The 21,452-nt window shown below is 41.4% G+C and carries 12 protein-coding genes; 8 read left to right on the forward strand and 4 right to left on the reverse strand.

What is annotated here, in order from left to right:
• Positions 1-28: 28 nt before the first annotated feature.
• Together BLS59_RS06055 and BLS59_RS06060 are read right to left on the reverse strand one after the other, a co-directional pair.
• Positions 29-2,431 carry a glycoside hydrolase family 127 protein gene (locus BLS59_RS06055; protein ID WP_091146194.1) on the reverse strand — a complete coding sequence of 801 codons (2,403 nt, stop codon included), beginning with the start codon at positions 2,429-2,431 and terminating at the stop codon, positions 29-31.
• Between the two features lie 27 nt (positions 2,432-2,458).
• Entirely contained in the window at positions 2,459-4,828 is a 2,370-nt protein-coding gene (locus tag BLS59_RS06060) for a glycoside hydrolase family 127 protein (protein WP_091146197.1), read from the reverse strand.
• 410 nt (positions 4,829-5,238) lie between these two features.
• Between BLS59_RS06060 and BLS59_RS06065 the strand changes: the two genes are divergently transcribed.
• The 8 genes from BLS59_RS06065 to BLS59_RS06100 all read left to right on the forward strand — a co-directional run bounded on the left by BLS59_RS06065 (position 5,239) and on the right by BLS59_RS06100 (position 18,845).
• Positions 5,239-6,141: an AraC family transcriptional regulator gene (locus BLS59_RS06065; RefSeq protein ID WP_091146201.1), complete on the forward strand. Its 903-nt coding sequence runs from the start codon at positions 5,239-5,241 to the stop codon at positions 6,139-6,141.
• A 55-nt stretch (positions 6,142-6,196) separates the two neighbouring features.
• Positions 6,197-7,990, forward strand: coding sequence for a DUF885 family protein (locus BLS59_RS06070; protein WP_091146204.1), 1,794 nt, complete (start codon positions 6,197-6,199; stop codon positions 7,988-7,990).
• A gap of 53 nt (positions 7,991-8,043) precedes the next feature.
• On the forward strand, positions 8,044-9,459 hold the full coding sequence (locus BLS59_RS06075; RefSeq protein ID WP_091146206.1) for an APC family permease: 1,416 nt from the start codon (positions 8,044-8,046) through the stop codon (positions 9,457-9,459).
• Positions 9,460-9,637: 178 nt separating this feature from the next.
• The gene (locus tag BLS59_RS06080) at positions 9,638-11,962 is read left to right on the forward strand and encodes a S9 family peptidase (protein WP_240315157.1); all 2,325 of its coding nucleotides are present in this window, start codon (positions 9,638-9,640) and stop codon (positions 11,960-11,962) included.
• A 362-nt stretch (positions 11,963-12,324) separates the two neighbouring features.
• Positions 12,325-15,489, forward strand: coding sequence for a SusC/RagA family TonB-linked outer membrane protein (locus BLS59_RS06085; protein ID WP_091146209.1), 3,165 nt, complete (start codon positions 12,325-12,327; stop codon positions 15,487-15,489).
• A gap of 12 nt (positions 15,490-15,501) precedes the next feature.
• On the forward strand, positions 15,502-17,031 hold the full coding sequence (locus BLS59_RS06090) for a RagB/SusD family nutrient uptake outer membrane protein (RefSeq protein WP_091146213.1): 1,530 nt from the start codon (positions 15,502-15,504) through the stop codon (positions 17,029-17,031).
• Positions 17,032-17,065: 34 nt separating this feature from the next.
• The gene (locus BLS59_RS06095; RefSeq protein WP_091146216.1) at positions 17,066-17,788 is read left to right on the forward strand and encodes a hypothetical protein; all 723 of its coding nucleotides are present in this window, start codon (positions 17,066-17,068) and stop codon (positions 17,786-17,788) included.
• Between the two features lie 70 nt (positions 17,789-17,858).
• Complete coding sequence (locus tag BLS59_RS06100) at positions 17,859-18,845, forward strand: DUF5007 domain-containing protein (RefSeq protein WP_091146219.1); 987 nt, start codon at positions 17,859-17,861, stop codon at positions 18,843-18,845.
• A 304-nt stretch (positions 18,846-19,149) separates the two neighbouring features.
• On the opposite strand, the gene BLS59_RS06105 is transcribed toward BLS59_RS06100, so the two are convergent.
• On the reverse strand, positions 19,150-19,893 hold the full coding sequence (locus tag BLS59_RS06105; protein ID WP_091146221.1) for an SGNH/GDSL hydrolase family protein: 744 nt from the start codon (positions 19,891-19,893) through the stop codon (positions 19,150-19,152).
• A 69-nt stretch (positions 19,894-19,962) separates the two neighbouring features.
• Positions 19,963-21,441 carry a RagB/SusD family nutrient uptake outer membrane protein gene (locus tag BLS59_RS06110; protein WP_205411196.1) on the reverse strand — a complete coding sequence of 493 codons (1,479 nt, stop codon included), beginning with the start codon at positions 21,439-21,441 and terminating at the stop codon, positions 19,963-19,965.
• Positions 21,442-21,452 lie beyond the last annotated feature (11 nt).

Here is a 21,452-nt window from a genome sequence, read left to right on the forward strand (position 1 = left end):
TATGTGCTTCGCCGAAAATGTTTGCCGGTTATTTAACCGCCCATTCATGTATCCCTGTTGAATTGTCAACAGATAACTGGATTTCCATGCGCAAAGCGGTTGTATTAACGGGCTCAAAGGTAACAATGTTAAACTTGTCTTTGCTCACGTCATAAGGCGTTGTGTTTTTTACCGGGATCCATTGATCGCCTTTTTTGTAAAGTATTTTGTATGATACCGGGATACGGCAGCCGCCCCATGGTCCGTCATCATACCAATAAACCTTTGATTCGCTTACGGTATGCTCGGTATCAAAATTATACTGCACAAACTCGTTGGTGTTTTTGGCAGGCCACCAATGCATATAAGGGAAATTGGTGTCTTTTGAATCGGCGGGTTCATACTGGTCCTTAATAGCCGCAAACATCCGTTTGTTGCGTAATGATGAAGTTACCGTACTGGTACTGGCAATGGTTGCCGCCGGTTTTGGCCTTGCCGCCAGTGTATTGTAAGGTATCCAAACCGTCATTTCGCTTGGGCCGCGGTTTGCCCATGCGTAGTAGGGGATGGCTTTTACCTGCTGATTGCTTTCTAAAAGACTATCGCTGTTGAGTTGTCTTTTGGTGCTTTTACCTTCGGCGCTTATTACGTCTACACCGTTTAACAGATCGGCGTGGTAATTGGCATCGGCAATGGCACTTTTATCAATCATGATGTTTTGTACCAGGCTGTCTTTATTGTCGGGCCCTTCAAGGCAATAAACAATAGGGCCGCGTTCAAATGCAAAACGGTTCCTGTCGTCTTTAACCTGCTGATTGGCCAGTACTTTTTCGGTTTCCATTGGTAAAAGCAGGGAAACCTTGTCGCCTTTTTTCCAGTTGCGTTTAAGCACCGCGTAACCTTTTTCGGTAACAAACGAAGTAGCTTTTCCATTCACTGATAATATCACCGGTAAAACCGATTTATCAGCGAAGGTATACAGATCGCCGGGAACAGGTTGTTGTTTAGCCCAACCCGGAATCCTGATCCTCAGGGTAAATGGCGCGGCTTTATCCGGATTAACAGTAATATCTACTTTGCCTTTCCACGGATAATCAGTTGCCTGTACAATATTTACATTACCTGATGTTAGTTTAATATTGCTGGAGTTGCTCATAAACAAGTTGATATACAGGTCGTTTTTGTTTTTGGCATAAACGTAACCCGGTAACGACGGCAAAAAGCGCGTCATGTTACTGATACAGCAGGCGCAGCTGATCCATGCGCTGCGCTGATGCTGGTTCATAGAAGCCAGCGGGTTGGGGTAAAAGAACCTGTCGCCGCTTAGTGATACGCCGGATAAAAGGCCGTTATAAAGCGTACGCTCTAAAACGTCGATATATTTTGAATCACCGTGCAGTAAAAACATGCGGTTGTTCCAGTACACATTGCCGATAGCCGCGCAGGTTTCTGCATAGGCCGACATGTTGGGCAGCTGGTAAGCATCGCCAAAAGCTTCGCCCGCACCTGTTGCGCCTATACCGCCAGTGATGTATAGTTTTTTGTTAACTACATCGCCCCAGATATCATCAATAGCAGTAAGGTACTTGGTATCGCCGGTTAAAGCGGCAATGTCTGCCATGCCGGTGTACATGTAGGCTGCCCTCACGGCGTGGCCTTCGGCCTCGTGCTGGTCAACCACTTTTTTATTGGCCTGGTTGTAAGCATCGCCTTTAGGGCCGCGTACATCAAGGAAAAATTTGGCAAGATCAAGGTATTGCTTGTTGCCGGTAACGCGGTACATTTTTGATAAACCTATCTCCACAATCTGGTGACCGGGATACTCTTCAATTTTACCCGGACCAAAAGTTTTAACCAGCAGATCGGCATTTTTTATGGCGATATTAAGCAGCGTACGCTTGCCAGTTGCCTGGTAATGCGCCACGGCAGCCTCGTATAAGTGACCGCAATCATAAAGCTCATGACTCAATATTTCTTCGTTTACCCAGCGTTTGTCGCCTATCCACTCATGCGGTTTTTTAGCATGTACCGTACGGAAGGTGTACAGGTAACCATCCGGTTCCTGCGCTTTGCCGATGATGGAGATCAGGGTATCGATATACTTATCAAGCGTTGGGTTCTTTTTGTTTTGCATCGAATAGGATGCACCCTCAATTGCTTTGTAAACGTCGGTATCATCAAATGGAAACTCGCTTAGCTTGTCGCCATCCAGTTGTTTTCCGGCTCTTAAAAAGTTGTCCATACGGCCATTGGCCTTGCATTGTGCAAGTACATAGGGGATGGTAACGGTTGCGTTAACCTCCATTTTTGGCTGCCAAAAATTATCATTTACATGCACGCTGGTAAAAGCCACCGGCTGGATAGGATAATCTTTTTGCTGCGAAAATACCTGGCTCACAAACCCGGTTATGGACAGGGTTAGCACAATTGCCGCTTTTCTTTTATTTATCATGATATAGCTTCTTTGTATGTTATCTGTTTAGTTTTTAACCATGCGGCTGCCATAAACCGGACCAGCGCTGTTATCTTTTTTAGGCAGCAGCTTAACCGTTACCTTTTGTTTGCCCTTGGTAAGTTCAATAGGAATGGTATAGCTGATGTCGTAAAAGCGGCTTTCTTTGTATTTGTTCAAATCTTCGGTATCAAGCTTTACGCCGTCTATCAAAATATCAAACATGCGGCCGCGGTTATCCATGCCCCAGTAGGTATTAATGAGGGTGTTTTGCGCGTTGGCATCAACCTTCATCTCGTAGGCCAGGTAACCACCGTTTTCTGTCGACCGGAATTTCTTCTGGTGATCTTCGCCGGTGATGGCATTTTCGCCTACAAAATTATGATCGCGCTCGGGCTGCATTTCGCCTATGCGTAAAATATCGGTGGTGCGGGCTTCCAGTTCCTGTTGTTTTTTCTTTTGCTCGTCATAAGCCTTTTGCTGAACGGCCCATGTTTCGGGTGTGAAAACGTCCCAGTAAACCGAGTAATATTCGTTTTTGGTTTGATTAAAAGGAATAAGCTTAACTTCCTCGGGGCGCGAGCTGCTTGTTGTATTAAAGCTTAGTTGTTTTTTATCAACCATTTGCAGCCATTTGGCAGGGTCGGTTTCGCTGGTAACCAGTACTGGTACACCTTTAAGCGGATCGGGCTCGGTATTGCCTAAAACACCTGCTAATAGCACCGGGCCATAAAACATGGCGCGCCTGTTGGCGTTATCGGGCATTGCTTCGGTATAAATGGTTTCTGGTGTGGTGTATTCTATCTTGTCATTATTGCTCCATTTGCGGGTTAAAACAAGGTAGCCCTGCGCATCGGCAGTAACTTTTTGCTGTTTGCCGTTAACGGTAAGCGTGGCGTTGCTGGTCCATTTTGGTTTACGGATGCGGATGGCAAACGTAGCCGGTTTTAATGTGCTGATGGATAACGCAATATGATCGCTTGACGGGAATGTGCCTTCCTGCTTAATGGTAACCCCTTTTTCGCGCCAGTTTAATACCGATGGGATGAACAGGTTAACATAAACGCTGCCATCGGCACCTCTGAAATAAATACTCTCGTTATATTTAACATGGTTTTCCATGCCCGAGCCAACGCAGCAGGTAAAATCATCAAACGGGGTACTGTAATGTTTTGTGCCGCCCATCCTTAGCGGTACAAAGTAGCACATCATCCCGGTTTCATGGTTTTGAGAAGCCAATATGTGGTTATATAAAGCCTTTTCGTAAAAATCCATCAAATTGGCCGAAGGATCAACCGCGAATAAATGCCTGGTTAACTTAAGCATGTTATAGGTGTTGCAGGTTTCGGTAGTGTTTTCGGTAAGGCGGTCGTTGAGTTTGCCTGGCTCGCTTAGGTACTCATAATTACTGTTGCCTCCTGTTGCGTAGGAGTGGTTGTTTACAATTGTTTCCCAAAAGAAATCGGCAATGGCTTTATCTTTTGTATCGCCGGTAAGCTCATACCTGCGGGCGCTTGCAATTATTTTAGGTATTTGTGTATTGGAATGTTTGCCCGGTAAAATATCCTGCTTTTGTGCAAGCGGATCTAACACTTTTTTGTCGTAGAATTTATAAGACAGATCGAGGTATTTCTTTTCGCCGGTTATAGCGTATAAATTGGTAAAAGTTTCGGCCATGCCGCCGTATTCGCAAAGCAGCATTTTTTGCAGCTTTTCATCGTCGAGGTTTTTAATGGTTTCTCCTGTCCAGTCGCTCATGCCTTTACATATTTGCAACGCCTGTTTGTTATTGGTATATAAATAAGCATCCAGCAAGCCGGCCATAACCTTATGTACCGTATACCACGGCGACCAGCCGCCATTTAAATCAAATCCGCGCGAGCGTATATCACCGCGGGCAACTTCTGCCCATACGGTATCTTCTTTAGGTATGGCGCCAACATAACCGGTTTTACGGGCCACCTGGCATTCATTAAGTTCACTTACTATATAATTAACGCGTTTTAAAAATTCAGGGTCGCGGGTTGAGGCGTAGTGCATAGATATAGCCGACAGGTAATGGCCCAGGGTATGCCCAGCCAAACCCGATGACTCCCAGCCTTCATACTGCCTGCCCTTGGGTTTTAGACCCGAGTGCGCGCGAAATGCTGACAGCAAACGATCGGGCTCTATAGATAAAAGGTAGGCTTCATCAACCTTCATGGCCTGTTTAAACGGGCTTTCCAGTAATTGCACATCTTTTAAATCAAAAGTATAGGCCTTAATAGGTACCTGGGTTTTAACCTTCATCCGGGTATCATTCCACTCGGGCACGTATGATTGCGCATGTACCAGCCCGGCAGACGATAAAACTACCGCCGCGCATAAATTAAATTTTAACCACTTGTTTATTAACATAATATCGCTTTATATACAACAATAAATCAGTTTATAAAATTACTCCCGCACCCCTATTAATTATTGTTGATAATTTGCAGGAGATAGCAACATTTTAACACTTTTTGATTTAACGTTATGTGATATGTGTATTTATAAGGTAATAACGAAAAAATGAATGTTAAAATTACACATATTATATAGTGTGTTGCAAGTGCATTGTGTAACCTTTTTGAGATTTAATTTGCTGGTGGTTTTTGAGGAGTAGCGTGTCGGTGAAAATGTTAACATCTACGTCATTTTTCTGATTTTATTGCCCTTGCTGTTCAATAAATTATCAGATGATAACCGTATTTTATCCGTTTAGATTAAATTATTGCTTAATTGAGTTAAGTAATTGTAAATTAAGGCTGGATTAACAAATTAAACAGATGAAAGTTTTACAATTTACTATTCCAGTGACGCACGATAAGAGCGTAATTGCCGAGAAAGTTAGTCAATCGTATCATTACCCTTACCTGCACCGGCACAAGGAGGTACAGATCACCTGGATCCAGCGCGGAGAAGGTACCTTAATAGCGGGTAATAACATGCACGACTACTCTGCCGGGGATATATTTGTATTGGGCGCCAACCTGCCCCATGTATTTAAAAGTAATCCCGAGTACTTTGTTCCCAATTCAGATAAGCAGGTAGAAGCTTTAACCATCTTTTTTAATCCTGAAGGAGTATTAGCCTCGATGTTTGATTTGCCCGAGTTAAAATCAAGCAAAATGTTTTTGCAGCAGCATCAGCAAGGGTTTAAAATACCACATGCCATTGCTGATGATATTACAGAATTGATGATGGGCCTTAAAAATTCCTTCGGCCCAGATCAGCTTATTCAGTTCCTTAGCCTGGTTAAAGGGCTAACCAATATCAAATACAAGTTAGATCCGCTTTCGTCATACGGTAACCTGCCCGGTATTACAGAAAACGAAGGGATTCGCATAGGTAACATATATAACTTTATAATGCAGCACTACAGCGAACAGATAACGCTGGAAGATGTGGCCAAGGTAGCCTTTATGACGCCCGAATCTTTTTGCCGTTACTTTAAAAAGCATACCGGGCATACGTTTATCTCCTTTCTTAACGAGATAAGGGTTAACGAAGCCTGCAAAAAACTCATTGCCCATAAGTTTGAAAGTATTAATACCGTAGCCTACAAATGCGGTTTTAAGAGCATCACCAACTTTAACCGCGTATTTAAGTTTGTTATCGGCAATTCGCCGCGCGGTTACCTGGAATCATACAATAATAATCTTATCAGCCTTAACAGGGTAGCAAGCTAAAATAAAACGTATTTGATATAACTTTTACACTCCCTTACCCTTTAAATAATTAATTGTGCTAAAAACACTTAAATTTTCGTGCGCGCTGCTTTCGGCGTCATGTATCACTTTCTGCGCGTTTAATGCAACAGCGCAAACCGCCGCCGCCAATCTTTACGAGCAAAGCAGCGAAATTGCCGGTACCATTATTCAATACGGCCGCGATGTAAGCGCCGTACGTGATTTTTACTCGCCATACAGCGTAAATGAACGTTCCGAGTATCAATACAAATTAAACGTGCTCAACTCGCCCGAACAGCTTAAGCGGTTGATTGAAGTTGATAACGATTACCTGAAACGATTAGATCAGACAGATTTTGCAGCCCTGAGCATCTACGGCAAGGTAGATTTTACCCTGCTTAAAAAAAGGATCAACTTTGATCTTGGCGACCTGAAAAAAGAAGGCGAGCAATATAGTCAGATCACAAAATACCTCACCTGCGCCGACGGCATCTATTCGTTAGAAAAACTGCGCCGTCGCGGTACATTTGTTGATGGCGAAAAGGTAGCTACAGAATTAAACAATATTCTGAAGCAGATAAAAGCAGATACTGCCGAATACAAAAAGATTCAAAGCATTGATATGCCGCTTGCCAAAACCCTGCGTGATGCTTTGCTGGGTTTAAAAGACAGGCTGAAAGATTTTTATGGTTTTTATAACAACTTTGATCCTGCATTTACCTGGTGGGTGCCCGAACCTTACAAAGCGGTAAACGATGCTTTGCAGGATTACAGCGTACTTGTCCTTAAAAAAGGAAAGGTAAACACTACCCAAAAGCCTGATAACAGCGGCATTAAAGGTGTGCCTATCGGTCGTGATGCGTTGATAAGCCAGTTAAGGGCCGAGATGATCCCTTACACACCCGAAGAACTTATACAGTTAGCCAATAAGGAATTTGCCTGGTGCGATAAAGAAATGCTGAAAGCATCGCAGGAAATGGGTTTTGGCAACGATTGGAAAAAGGCACTTGAAAAAGTAAAGAACAGCTACGTACCCGTAGGCCATCAACCTGAACTTATTGTTAAGCTATATAACGATGCACTCAGCTTTATTAAAGAGCGCGACCTGATAACTATTCCACCCCTTGCCGAAGAAACATGGGGCATGGTTATGATGTCGCCACAGCGGCAATTGGTAAACCCGTTTTTTACCGGCGGTAAAGAGATCAGTATCTCGTATCCAACAAATAGCATGGAAGCTGAAGATAAGCTGATGAGCATGCGCGGCAACAATCCTTACTTTTCGCGCGGTACAGTGCAGCATGAGCTTATTCCGGGCCACAACTTGCAATATTTTATGAATAGCCGCTATAAAGCTTATCGCGGAGATTTTGAAACCCCTTTTGCGGTTGAAGGCTGGGCTTTATACTGGGAGCTATTACTTTACGAAAAAGGCTTTGCCAAAACACCCGAAGAAAAGGTGGGCATGCTATTCTGGAGGATGCACCGCTGTGCCAGGATCATATTTTCGCTTAACTACCACCTGGGCAAATGGACTCCGCAGGAATGCATAGACTTTTTGGTTGATCGTGTTGGGCATGAAAAAGCTAACGCAGCCGGCGAAGTAAGGCGTTCGTTTGAAGGAGGATATAGTCCGCTTTACCAGGTGGCTTACCTGCTGGGTGGCTTACAGCTAACAGCCCTGCAAAAGGAAATGGTTGGCAGCGGAAAAATGACCTATAAGCAATTCCATGATGCGGTAATGAAAGAGAACCTTATCCCCATTGAAATGGTAAGGGCCACATTAACCAACCAGCCATTAACCAAGGATTTTACAACAAGCTGGAAATTTTACGATTTTAATAAATAACAGTCCCCTCATTATTAATCAAATTTTAAAAAAGATCCCCATCATATATTTATATGGATAATAATACCTCTTTTAAGCCCTCACTAAGGTTAATGGATGCTACTATGTTGGTAGCCGGCAGTATGATAGGCTCGGGCATATTTATAGTAAGCGCAGATATTACCCGGAATGTGGGCAGCGCCGGCTGGCTATTATTTGTTTGGCTGATAACCGGTTTTATGACCCTCACGGCCGCCCTCAGCTATGGCGAATTAAGTGCGATGTTCCCAAAGGCGGGTGGTCAATATGTTTATCTGAAAGAAGCATACAATCCCCTGGTAGGCTTTTTATACGGATGGAGCTTTTTTACAGTGATACAAACCGCAACCATTGCAGCGGTGGGGGTAGCCTTTGCCAAGTTTACCGCCTATTTAATACCGCAGCTAAGCGAAGATCTGGTGGCGCTTAACCTGGGTTTTATAACCATATCGCCGGCACAGCTGCTGTCAATACTGGTTATAGTGCTGTTAACCTATATTAATACCCGTGGCGTAAACAGTGGTAAAATAGTGCAAACCATTTTTACAATGGCCAAGCTGCTGAGTTTACTTGGTTTAATTGTATTTGGGTTATTTGCGGTAAAGGCATCAGTATGGCATCAAAACTGGGAGAATGCCTGGAGCATGCACAGTTTAAAGGCCGATGGCAGCATATCAACCTATACAACTATAGCTGCTTTGGGTGCCATAGCTTCGGCAATGGTAGGCTCCATCTTCAGTAGCGATTCATGGAATAACGTAACCTTTATAGCCGGCGAAATAAAAAATCCGAAAAGGAACATCGGTTTAAGTTTGGCTTTGGGTACGCTTATAGTTACGGTTATATATATACTAACCAATATCATGTACACCGGCGTGCTCTCGTTACATGACATAGCCACTGCCGATAAGGATAGGGTGGGGGTAACTGCTTCGCAACAAATTTTTGGCAGCTCGGGTACGGTAATTATTGCCTTGCTTATTATGGTGTCTACATTTGGTTGTAACAACGGGCTTATCATGTCGGGCGCGCGGGTTTACTACTCCATGGCTAAAGACAGGTTGTTTTTCAAAAAGGTAGGTACACTCAATAAAAACTCGGTACCCGGTTTTGGTTTATGGCTGCAATGTGTTTTTGCCTGTTTATGGAGCCTGAGCGGCAAATACGGCGACCTGTTGGATATGATATCCTTCGTGGTAGTAGTTTTTTATGTGCTTACCATCATCGGCATCTTCATCTTACGCCGCAAAATGCCCAATGCCGAACGGCCTTACAAGGCATTTGGCTATCCGGTATTGCCCATAATTTATATTATAATGGGTATTGCGTTTTGCCTGCTGCTTATCAAATACAAACCTGCTTATACATGGCCGGGATTAACCATTACGCTGGCAGGTATCCCCGTTTATTACCTTATTAACCTTACGCAAAAGAAAGCTGAGGCAGCATAAAATTCACCAAAGCTTAACTGGAATTATACACTAAGGACATACTCCCTAAAAGTTGCTAAAGTTCATTATGGTAAATGGTTTTACCATAATTAGGGGTGTTTTGTTAGTAAATGGATAATTAGAGGTTAATAAATGGTAATTTATTGCAAATAAAGGGTAGGTTTTTTATTTAATTTTAGTGAATACAATTGTCATCAATATGTCTTGTAAGCGTTTGCAGCTATTTTCCCTTTTAATTATTGCGGTTTTTACTGCCGGTGGCAGTTATGCGCAGCAGGGTGGGGTTACACCATATTTACCCAGCCATGCGCAGGTTGTGCAAACGTATGGCAATGTCAATAAGCTCGATTCGGCGTGGAAAAAACTGCCGCTTAATTACAGCATCAGGCCAAACTGGCAAACAAGCAGCAAGCAATTCTGGTACGGCAAAAGGGTGGCCGACAACCAGAGCGATTATTATTTTGTTGATGCCGAAAAAGGTACAAAACATAAAGCCTTTGATACAAAAAAAATGGCCGATGCTATAGCCGCCGTTCTTGGTAAGCCTGTACCCGCAAATAAATTCAGGGTAACACAGCTGTTTTATGATACCGACGAAAAACAGGTAAAGCTTAAATACAACGATACCTGGTTTAAATGCAACCTTGATGATTACCATTGCGAAAAGTCTACCGATACCACATTTAAAAGTTACGACCCTACCCGGCCATTGCAGCGCCGCCGCTACCGTTGGGAAGGCGCTTTAAATGATTCGTTATCGCCAGATAAGCAATGGGCCGCTTTTGTAAAAGGTGGTAATATTTATGCAAAATCGGTAAAAGATAATTCAGAAATTCAGTTTACTACAGATGGTAATGCAGATAAACCTTATGGCGAGATCTCGTGGTCGCCGGATAGCAAGCATCTTGTTGCGTATCACATCGATCCACGCAAAATTAAGCCTGTTTATTATGTGCTCAGTTCTGTACCGGGAACAACCCGCGGTCAGCTAAAATCGCACGAGTATGATCAGCCTGGCGACGAGTTTACTACCTACGAACCATTTTTATTTAGCATTGCCGATAAAAGCAAGCTAAAAGTTGGCGATGAAAAGCTCGACTTTTTTGGTGTGCCGGCACTGCATTGGCGGGATGGCAGCAGCAGGTATTTTACATACGAAAAGGTAGACAGAGGCCATCAGCGTTTCCGCGTAATTGAGGTTGATGTACAAACCGGCAAAACACGCAATATTATAGATGAAAAGACAAACACTTTTATCTACGAGCAAAGAATTTATACCCGTTATTTACCTAAAACCCATGAAATAATATGGGTTACCGAAAAAGACGGATGGCGCCATACCTACTTGGTAAATGAGCTAACTGGTAATCAAAAACTTATTACCAAAGGTAACTGGGTGGTAAGGGATATTGATAGCGTGGACATTAAAAAAAGAGAGATCTGGTTTAACGCAAGCGGTAAAAATGAAGGCGAAGACCCTTATTTTTTACATTATTACCGCATCGGGTTTGATGGTAAAAACCTGGTTGATCTTACCCCCGAAAAAGGGAACCATAGTATCAGCTTTTCGCCCGATAGAAAATATTATATAGATACCTATTCTGAAGTTAATATTGCCCCGCGTGTTGTACTTAAAAATACGGCAACCCTAAAAACAATAACCGAACTGGAACACCAGGACTTGAATGACCTGCTGGCAACCGGTATAAAACTACCAGAAGTTTTTGTTGCAAAAGGACGCGATGGAAAAACAGATATCTGGGGCGTCATCTATCGCCCGGCCAACATGGATGCTACAAAAAGCTACCCGGTAATTGAAAATATATATGCTGGTCCGCAGGATTCATTTGTGCCAAAAAGCTTTTCAGCTATAAATGAAATGCAAAGCATAGCCCAACTGGGTTTTATAGTAGTACAAATTGACGGCATGGGAACGGCAAACCGTTCAAAAGCTTTTCATGATGTTTGCTGGCATAACCTTGCCGATGCCGGTTTTCCTGATAGGATTTTATGGATGCAGGCCCTGGCTGCAAAATATCCGCAAGCTGATATAACCCGTGTAGGTGTTTACGGAACATCTGCCGGTGGACAAAATTCCGCAGGCGCCCTGCTTTTTCACCCCGAATTTTACAAAGCAGCGGTGTCTGCCTGCGGATGTCATGATAACCGCATTGATAAACAATGGTGGAACGAGCAATGGATGGGCTATCCGGTTGGGCCGCATTATGAACAACAATCAAATATTACAAATGCGGCTAAACTACAAGGCAGTTTAATGCTTATAGTAGGTGAGGCCGATACCAATGTTCCGCCAGAGTCAACCTATCGTTTTGCAGATGCGTTGATAAAAAATAATAAAGACTTTGATTTGTTAACCGTTCCCGGAGCAGGGCATACGGATGGCGGACCTTATGGCCGGCAAAAAAAGCGTGATTTTTTCGTGAGGCACTTGTTAAAAGCCGAGCCTCCGGCAAGAAACTACCAGGAAGTTGCGGTAGAATAATAGTTACATCGGGTAGTAAACAGCGGCCTCGGTTTAAAATGTTTACTATGATCTGTTGATTGCCCGATGTAAAATAAGACCATAACGGTCTGTACTAAACTGGCGTCGGTATAATATTAAAATACATTTCGACGCGGTTATTATATCTATGATTGTTAATAATATATTATAATATACCGATAGGTGTACAGGGATTTTTATGTGCTATAAAATACTATAAACTAAATAATTGAACTGTTAAAAAATGTTAAAATTGGTTAATATAATGTTAAATTGAGATAATATAATGAGTAAATAATCGGCCCTTGAAATATATATTTGAGTTTATTAATTAACACTGTTCACACACAAAACTATTAATTATGACAAAAACTTTTACATTCTACAGGAAACTCTTGATTGTATGCATTTTTCTTTGTTGGCTAATTCCCTGGAGCGCATTTGCTCAGTCTTTTATAAAGGGGAAAGTAGTAGATAAAGATAATGTACCCATTGCAAGCGCTACAGTGACGGAAAAGGGTACTACAAACGTGACTTCTACAAATGAAAAAGGAGAATTTACCATCAAAACCACTAAACCAGGTGCCGTTTTGGTGGCTACAACTGTAGGTTTTATACCCTTCGAACTAACAGTGGGTGAGAAAACCACAGTAACATTAATACTTCAGGAAAATCAGCAAACGTTGAACGAAGTTGTACTTATTGGTTATCAGAAAATTGCCAGGAAGAAATCTACAGCGGCTATTTCCAGTATTTCGGCAAAAGAACTTGCCAACTTGCCATCTGCAAGTTTTGACCAACTTTTACAGGGTAGGCTTTCTGGTGTTAACGTGCAAAACTTTTCTGGCCAGCCAGGTGCAACACCTACAGTATCAGTAAGGGGTAACTCATTGGTTAGTAGTGGTTATGACGAGTACAACGTTGTAAACAGCCCTTTATATGTTGTTGACGGTGTACCTCAGCCAACAGAACAATATGTAGGCCCGGGTGCTGGTACAGGCGCCAACTACCTGGCAGGTATTAACCCTGCTGATATTGAAACCATCGACGTATTGAAAGATGCATCGGCTGCGGCAATTTATGGTTCAAGAGCGGCCAACGGTGTTATATTAATTACTACCAAGAAAGGTGTATCTGGCGAACCTCGTGTTACTATAGGTTCATACGTTGGTATTACTCAACGCCCAGAATTAAGGGACGTAACCTTGGGTACTACAGAACGCAGACAAAAAATGAGCATTTTGCAAAGCCAGCTGAGTTATGCCGATCAGACCCAACTTCCTTACATCTTAACAGATAGTTTAAACTCGGCCTTTAACGGCAATACCGACTGGCAGAGCCTTTTCTATCAAACAGGAAAAATTAACAATACCGACCTTAGTATGAGCGGTGGCGGTAATGGAAACTCAAGCTATCGTTTTAGCACCGGTTATTACAATGAGGAGGGTATTATAAAAGCTACAGGATTTAAGCGGTTTTCAACCAGGTTGAACCTTATTTCTCATGCGCTTAATGGTAAACTAACTATTAACCCTTTAATAGCCTTCGCACGTACTGATAATGCCAGGGGTAATGGCAATAATGCCAGCCCTATAAGTCTTGGGGCAGGAAATATGCCTTCATCGTTATTGAATTTAGATCCTGACAAAAAGGCGTATTATTTAGGTGCTTACAGCGAAAATTTAGATAAAAATATAGGTAATCAATTTACTTTCAATTTGAATTTATCTTACGATTTTTCTAAACACCTTACGCTTAATTCACAGTCATCATATTTATATAATACAAACCGCAGGGATTTAAGCCAAAGCAATTTGTTACAAAATGGTCAGGGTAATTATTCTTATAGCTATGCCGATAACTCCATTGCTGTAACTACGTCAACCTTTTTAACGTATAATAATGTATTTAAAAAACATACGATAAGCTTTATTGTTGGGCAGGATATTAATTATAACCAATTTCAAAATACTATCGCATCAGGTTCTAACGGTCCGTCAGATAATATTCAGGTTGTTAATGGTTTCCAGCAATCAAAAATTAGCGCCAGTTCTGATTACCAGGCCTACGGTTTATTGTCTTATTACTCAAGATTGTCTTATGACTACGATAGTAAATACTTATTCTCGGTAAGTGCAAGAACAGATGCATCATCCCGTTTTGGTAAAAATCACAAATGGGGCTTTTTCCCGGCAGCATCAGTTGGATGGTTAATATCAGAAGAGTCATTCATGAAGGATAATCCAGACAATATTTTCACCCTATTGAAATTAAGGGGTAGTATTGGTACTTCTGGTAGCTTGCCAAATCAAAATTATTTGCAGTATAACCTTTACAGCGTAAATAACGGTGGTTTCGATGGAAATGGCGGTGCTACTTCATATAATGGAGTAACAGCTGTAACCCCTAACTTTCACGATGGCGCGGCCCAGGATAACTTGAGCTGGCAGCGTTCAAAACAATGGAACATTGGTACAGACATTGAAATACAAAACGGTAAATACGGGCTGCAATTTGACGTGTACGATAAAGAGAATTCATTACAGCTCTTCGGTGTAAATTTGCCTGTAACCACTGGTTATGATGTGGCGTATACTAACTCAGTAGGTGTGCGTAACTCTGGTGTTGAGTTAACATTATCAGCCAATCCGCTTGGTGGTGCTTTCAGATGGGGTACACGCTTAAATATCTCTTACAACAAAAACGTTATCACAAGTTTACCGAACGGTGGCCGGGATTTAGTTTTAAGTGGCGACAGGTTTGATAAATCGCACGTTTTATCAGTAGGTAGCCCTATAAATGCGTTTTACTTGTACCAAACCTTAGGCGTTTTCCCAACTGATGCAAGTGTTCCTCAAAATCCGCTAACAGGCGAAAAGTTCCGAAATGGTAATGGTACATACCAGGCAGGTGATTTTCATGTGGCCGATTTGGATGGAGATTATTTTATAGATACTTTTAATAGTGGTATAAACCCAGATAAAAAAGTATCAGGAGACCCGAACCCTAAATATACTGGTGGTTGGACAAACAACTTCAACTACAAAAATTGGAGCCTGGGTATTTTCTGTACGTTCACTTTCGACAGGGATGTACTGAACTTATATGACTCTGACAGGTTTGCAAACTCACAGGATGGTAATGCTGTAAACAACTTTGCAGCCTATTCAACACCAGATTTGAGCAAGATTAATATCTGGACACCTACTAATACAAATGCAACTTATGCTAAATATGATATAGGAACCTACAGGTATTATTACACCAGTGCCCAAACATTTTTCCTTGAAAAAGGAGGCTATTTTAGAATTAAGAGTGTAAACGTTGGATATGATTTCCCTAAGAATGTTTTAAAAACACTTGGATTAAGCAAATTTAGGATATACGGTGTTGCCGATAACGTGAAAATGTTCCAGCAATCTAAAAAATTACCGGATGCGGAAGCTGTAAACCCTTATGGTGAATACAGTGGCGGAGGATATCCGATACCAAGTAAATACACATTAGGTTTTGAAATTAATCTATAATAAGAAATAACGATGAGAAATACATATAAAAAATTAAGCATATTTTGTGGTATACTGGTTTTTATAAGCTTAAGTTCATGTAAGAAATTACTGGAACAAGTGCCTAAAAACTCAACATACCTGCAAGTATTCTGGAAGAATGCGAATGATGCACGTTATGCAATTGCGGGTAACTATTCATTATTACGTGCTGCTGCAAACAGCTACAATGATAGGTATTATATGTACGGCGAGGCCGTGGCCAAAAATTATTTTACTATTCAGTATAATGGCGATGGGCTTGAAGGTATACAGGGCGGTGATTACACTTTTCAATATAACCTGCAAAATTTGGGTAACTATACCAATTATTATAAAGCCATCGCAATGTCTAACACCGTTATTAAAAACGTGTCGAAAATGACTGATGATCAGCTGTCAACTGAAGATAATCCTACTGCTTTCAGAAATAACATCCTTGGTCAGGCTTTATTTTTAAGAGCATTAAGTTATTTTATGATGGTTAGGGTGTGGGGCGATGTTCCAATTGTTACTGAGGCTTACGATGATGTAATTAATGCTCCTCAATTACCAAGAAGCCCTAAAGCCGACGTAATGAAGCTTATTGAAGATGATTGTCATAAAGCGGCAGGTTTGTTAACCTGGAGTTACGCCAATGTAGGTGATGCAAAAGTTACAGCTAACACTGGTGCAGTGTACGCACTACTTGCTCATTTATACCTTTGGAGAGCAACAATGCTTGATGTATCATCACCAACTGTTCCAGTAGCAAACCTTACCGATGTTGCCAGTGCCGATACAACAATTAATGCATTAATGTCTCGTGGAGGGTATGCACTTGTAGATACCAGCAAGTACAAAAGTATTTTTGTTGGCAGAACATCAGAAAGCATATTTGAGTTTAATATGAGCGAGAACACACTTGAAGGCTCAAACGGAAGTATCGGAATAAACTTTTTAAACCAGAGTTACATAAATCAAGGTACAACCAACCCGCGTGATTTTGTGGTTCCAGCTTACTTAAACGAGCATTATGGTGACGGATCAACGGATATACGTTTTAAAAATAATTTTGCACTTGTTGGAACTACACAGCCGATGTGTATTAAGTATAACAACATTATATACAGAAACCTTGCTCAACAATTAGATCCGTATTTGAGCAATAACATGATCATTTTCAGGTTTAGTGATTTTGTACTTTTAAAAGCCGAAATAGCATTGTACAGAGGGGATAAGGCTACCGCAATTACGATCATAAATAACTGGAGGATGAGAAATGATAAAAACCCGAGTTTAATAGACGATAGCTGGACGCTGGCTGATGTTTTTTATGAATATGGTATTGAGCGTGGTAAAGAGTTTTACCTGGAAGGTGAGATATTTTATGATCTGTTAAGAACCAGGGAATATCAAAATCATGTGGATTGGTTGCAAGATACCAGATTCCAGGCTGAAGGTTATTACTGGCCGCTTGATCCTGCTTTATTCCAGCAAAACCCATCATTAAAACAAACTAAATACTGGCTTGGTAAAGTTTAATAAATTGTATAGTACTAAACAACAAGAGAAAATCATGAGAAAATATATAAGTATATTATGTATATGTTTTGCGGCCTTTTTAATTGCTTCGTGTAAAAAAGATGGTTATAAAAACGATGGCGGCGTAAGTGACCCACATGTTAATATGACAACGTACGATTTCCTTAAATCAAAGCCCCAATTTGATTCATTGGTAAGAATGATTGACAGGGCAGGCTTAAAGGATGTGGTTAACAGTAATATTACCTTTTTTGCAACAACCAACTACGGTATTGTACCATATGTAGCAGCCAAAAAGTTTATAGAGTCACAGACACCTGAACATGGTAATAATGAAAATTTCGATTTCGGTATTAAGGATCTGCCGGTAAAAGAAATAAGTGATTCTTTAAAAACCTACATGTTTGCAGGTAAGATAAACAGAGATCAGATCACTTTAACAGGCAAGTTGTATGATAGTTTGCTTGGCCCAATCCCCGCAAAACCCGGACAGCCAAATTCTGCCGTAAAATACGAGATAAAATTCAGGCGAGCGTTTGACTATAGCAGCTATGTAGATCATGTTGATTATGTTGATTACATCAGGGTAACGGGATCAAGGGACGATCAGCAGCTTGATCCAAGCACTATTCCCGATGCTGAAAAAGATTTGGCGGTTGATTGCCAAACCTCTGGTATTATTACCACTACCGGGATAGTACATGTTTTAGATGGCCACCACCGTTTGTTTTTCAATGCACAATCAACCGGTAATTAATTAAACAACAAACTAATACAGATTGTATGACGTATATGTTTATACAATCTGTATCTAAAAAACAAATTATATGCAAGCAAAAAAATATATTCTTGGGATAATGCTTTTAGGAAGTGTTGTTGCCTGTAAAAAAGTCCCGAATGGTTTTCAAAGCGATGCTATTCGTTATAAGAATAACGAATTGGAAGCTAAACGTGGGTTGATCCTGTACCAGTCTGACAGGATAAATGCGGACGGCTCAACGCCGCCATATAGCTTTAAAATGCTTAATTTAAGAGGCATAGATGGCAGCCCTGCTCCAAAAGAGTTTACCACTCCCTACGAGATAGTGGTATTCAAGGACGGTTTATCTTTTGATGCCGCAACAGATACAACAGTAGCACAACTTAATGCAAAAAGGGAAACTAAAACAGTACCCCCTATGTCTTTTAACGAAGTGAGCGGGCAATTAACTTTTAACAGGGCATCCATACACTTACCGCTTGGTAAGTATACATTTGATGTGCAATTTAAAAACCCTACCGGTACTAAATTATTCCCGTCATTAGCAAATATTAATGTTGTTGATCCTACTACCGATGACCTTTTTACAAAGACTGACGGTGTTGATAATGCTTTTAATGATGTAACCGGTGTTGCAACGGGTATAAAAAACCCGGTAATCACCTGTACAAGAATCTCAGCCGACGGAGCAAGGGTTATATTGAAAATAGTAGATAAAAATGGTGTGCCGTTTAATCCTAAAATAGGGGAGATCATACAAAGGGGCGATAGGCCGGTATTTGAAAACTACGCTAAATTTAACCCGGTTTTAAAAAATGATACAGCTATGATCTGCGACTTCGAAGTTGCTCCTTTTCCATTGGCGAAATATGTAACGCCTACAACTGATTGGGGATTTTTAATGTATTACAGGATTCCAAGCAAGTTTGTTAAACCAGTTCCTGGTCTTCCAGCCGATGCAACATTCTCGATAAATCCAAGGTGGTCATGGCAGGTAAAACTTGAAGGAACCTACATAGTACAGGTTAAATTTCCTGACGTAGAGCATATATAATAGTTGGTAGGATATAGCATTTCAAACTATATTTTACAGATACCCCTATTAATGATAAAAATTACACTACCGGCGGCTGATGCTTGTCAATTAGCAGCCGGTAGTTATCAAAGGTGAAAGCCTGTTACTAAGTAATCTTTGTTCTTTATATTTTTTCATCTAGTTAATGAAAAAGTTAGTTATAGTTAACGAGTTAGAAGCGTGTACCGGTAAGATCGGTTCACGCTTTTTTTATACAAACAAGCCCCGCTGAAATGCGGGGCTTGCTGTTTTTGGGGTATTATTTAAAAGCCTTAAAGGTATTTCAGAGTTTATTTTCTAACAGTTTTTCCATTATCAGATACCCGTTTTTGTTGGGATGCACCCCATCGGCTGTTAACTCCTGTCTTAATCCATTCCTTTGATCTTTCATAGCCGTATGATAATCCACATAAATTAAATCATGAGCTTTAGCATACGCTTTTAAAAGATTGTTAAGCCTGATAATTTTCAGGGCTGGTTCTTTTCCTTTATTCCAGGGATAATCGTAAACGGGTAAAATCGATGATATAATAACTTTTATATGGTTGGCCTTTGCCAATTGTGCCATTGACACCAGGTTGCCAAATATCTGTGTTAGGGTAGCGGGGCCGGTATTGCCGGCAATATCATTGGTGCCGCCAAGTATCACAACCATTTTGGGTTTCAAATCAATCACATCCTGCCTGAAACGTAAAAGCATTTGGGGCGTAGTTTGTCCGCTGATGCCTCTGTCTATAAAGTTTTTATGCTTGCGGAAAAACTCCGGATGTATTTCGGCCCAAAGCTCAGTTATAGAATTTCCCATAAATACAACACGATTGCCGCTGTTGCGCTGAGCGTTTACTTTTATATTATCGTTTTGGTAATAATTAAGATTAGGCCAGTCGTTATGAAGTTTGTATTCTTCATTCTGGGCTTCGTTTTCGGTGGCTTTATTTTGAGTTGTATCTGATTTTACCTGCGTATAGGCAGATAAATGTGCAACTATCAGCAATATAAAAAGCTTAATATGTTTGATGTATTTCATATCAAATTTTGAATTGTTTATAAAATCAACAAGGAGAAGATTAACGCCTTCTCCTTGTTGATTTTTATTTTAAAACCCGGGGTTTTGTTTGGCCAAGGGGTTGGAGTTCATTTCATCAAGCGGTATTGCAAACAATAAGTAATTGACGTTTGCATCGCCTCTTTGTTGTTTGATAATATCAAGAGCGTTTACCTTGTGTACCGCCGATGGATCTGCGATGGTTTGTTTGCTGTATCGTACCAGGTCAAACCACCTGTCGCCCTGGAAGGCCAGTTCAAACCGGCGTTGTTTATCCACCTCATTCCTGAAACTGTCTTTGCTGGAAAGCACTGTAAGAGATGTTAAATCTAAGTTTGCCCTTTTCAGTATAGCATTCAATTTGTCAAGACCATCCGTTGTTGGGCCATTCAACTCATTTGATGCTTCGGCGTACATCAGGTAAACATCATCCAGTGTTAGCAACGGATAGTTATCTTTACTGGCAAAAAAGTTGGTGTTGCGCCATTTATAAACAAACCATCCGCCATCATTGCCATCTCCCGTACCCAATATGGCACTGGTGTAGCTTACACCGCCTTCTACTGTTCCCCTATTCTTCCAGCGTTCGTCATTTACCTTATCCACCGCATTCATCAGATCGTCTGTAGGGATATTGTATTTAGGAAAAGAATAAGATGCCGGCGGCGATGGTAAAACGAGGTCGGGCAGGGTGAAGCCGCCATCATCGGTACCTGCATATTGCACTTCGAATATCGATTCCTGTTTATTTTTGAAAGGCAGCAGATCATTAAACGGTGTTGTTAAACCTACACCATAATTGGAATTACTTATTACCTTACCGGCCGCGCTGATGCTTAACTGCCATTTGCGCTCGTACAAATAAACTTTAGCCTGCAGGGCATTAACCGCCCCTTTTGTAGCCCTTGTACGGTCGATGCCGGTATTGCCAAAGCTATTGGGCAACAAACCTTCGGCTGCGCTTAGGTCGCTTTCAATTTGCGCGTAAACCTGGTCGGTAGTTGAACGGGCTATGGCCGCCTGCGCTTCTGTTTCGGTTGGTGTAAGGTGAATGGATACACCGCCAAAACATTTTACGAGGTTAAAATAATGCAGGGCCCGTAAAAAATAAGCTTCGCCTACTATCTGCCCGCGTCGTTCGGGGGTAATGCCAGTAGTAATTGCGGGTACATATTTTATAACAGAATTAACGCGGTTAATTCCCTTAAACGCGTTTTGGAAAAACCTTCCTGGTTGGCTGGTGGTTGATGTCCATTGAATCTTGTCAAGCGTAAATACATCAGCATTGCTTGATGTGGCATCATCCGAAGGCATTTCGCCCATAATATTGAACACCGATCCATAGTACCCGTCGTCTTGCAGGGCATCGTAGCAGCCCGTTATAGCCGATTCGGCGTCATCGCCATTTTTAAAATAGTTATCGGCAGTAATGGCTGTTAGTGGTGGTTTTTCAAGTACTTTTTTGCATGACATGGTTCCGCAGAGCAGGATAGCCAGTACAAAAAGGAATTGATTTATATATCGTTTCATATGATTAAGCT

It is taken from the genome of Mucilaginibacter pineti, assembly GCF_900101875.1.
Lineage (GTDB): Bacteria > Bacteroidota > Bacteroidia > Sphingobacteriales > Sphingobacteriaceae > Mucilaginibacter > Mucilaginibacter pineti.

What these genes read in the sequence shown, in the direction of transcription:
- BLS59_RS06055 (WP_091146194.1), bottom strand. Translation starts at nt 2,431, where the DNA reads ATGATAAATAAAAGAAAAGCGGCAATTGTGCTAACCCTGTCCATAACC.
- BLS59_RS06060 (WP_091146197.1), bottom strand. Translation starts at nt 4,828, where the DNA reads ATGTTAATAAACAAGTGGTTAAAATTTAATTTATGCGCGGCGGTAGTT.
- BLS59_RS06065 (WP_091146201.1), top strand. Translation starts at nt 5,239, where the DNA reads ATGAAAGTTTTACAATTTACTATTCCAGTGACGCACGATAAGAGCGTA.
- BLS59_RS06075 (WP_091146206.1), top strand. Translation starts at nt 8,044, where the DNA reads ATGGATAATAATACCTCTTTTAAGCCCTCACTAAGGTTAATGGATGCT.
- BLS59_RS06085 (WP_091146209.1), top strand. Translation starts at nt 12,325, where the DNA reads ATGACAAAAACTTTTACATTCTACAGGAAACTCTTGATTGTATGCATT.
- BLS59_RS06090 (WP_091146213.1), top strand. Translation starts at nt 15,502, where the DNA reads ATGAGAAATACATATAAAAAATTAAGCATATTTTGTGGTATACTGGTT.
- BLS59_RS06095 (WP_091146216.1), top strand. Translation starts at nt 17,066, where the DNA reads ATGAGAAAATATATAAGTATATTATGTATATGTTTTGCGGCCTTTTTA.
- BLS59_RS06100 (WP_091146219.1), top strand. Translation starts at nt 17,859, where the DNA reads ATGCAAGCAAAAAAATATATTCTTGGGATAATGCTTTTAGGAAGTGTT.
- BLS59_RS06105 (WP_091146221.1), bottom strand. Translation starts at nt 19,893, where the DNA reads ATGAAATACATCAAACATATTAAGCTTTTTATATTGCTGATAGTTGCA.
- BLS59_RS06110 (WP_205411196.1), bottom strand. Translation starts at nt 21,441, where the DNA reads ATGAAACGATATATAAATCAATTCCTTTTTGTACTGGCTATCCTGCTC.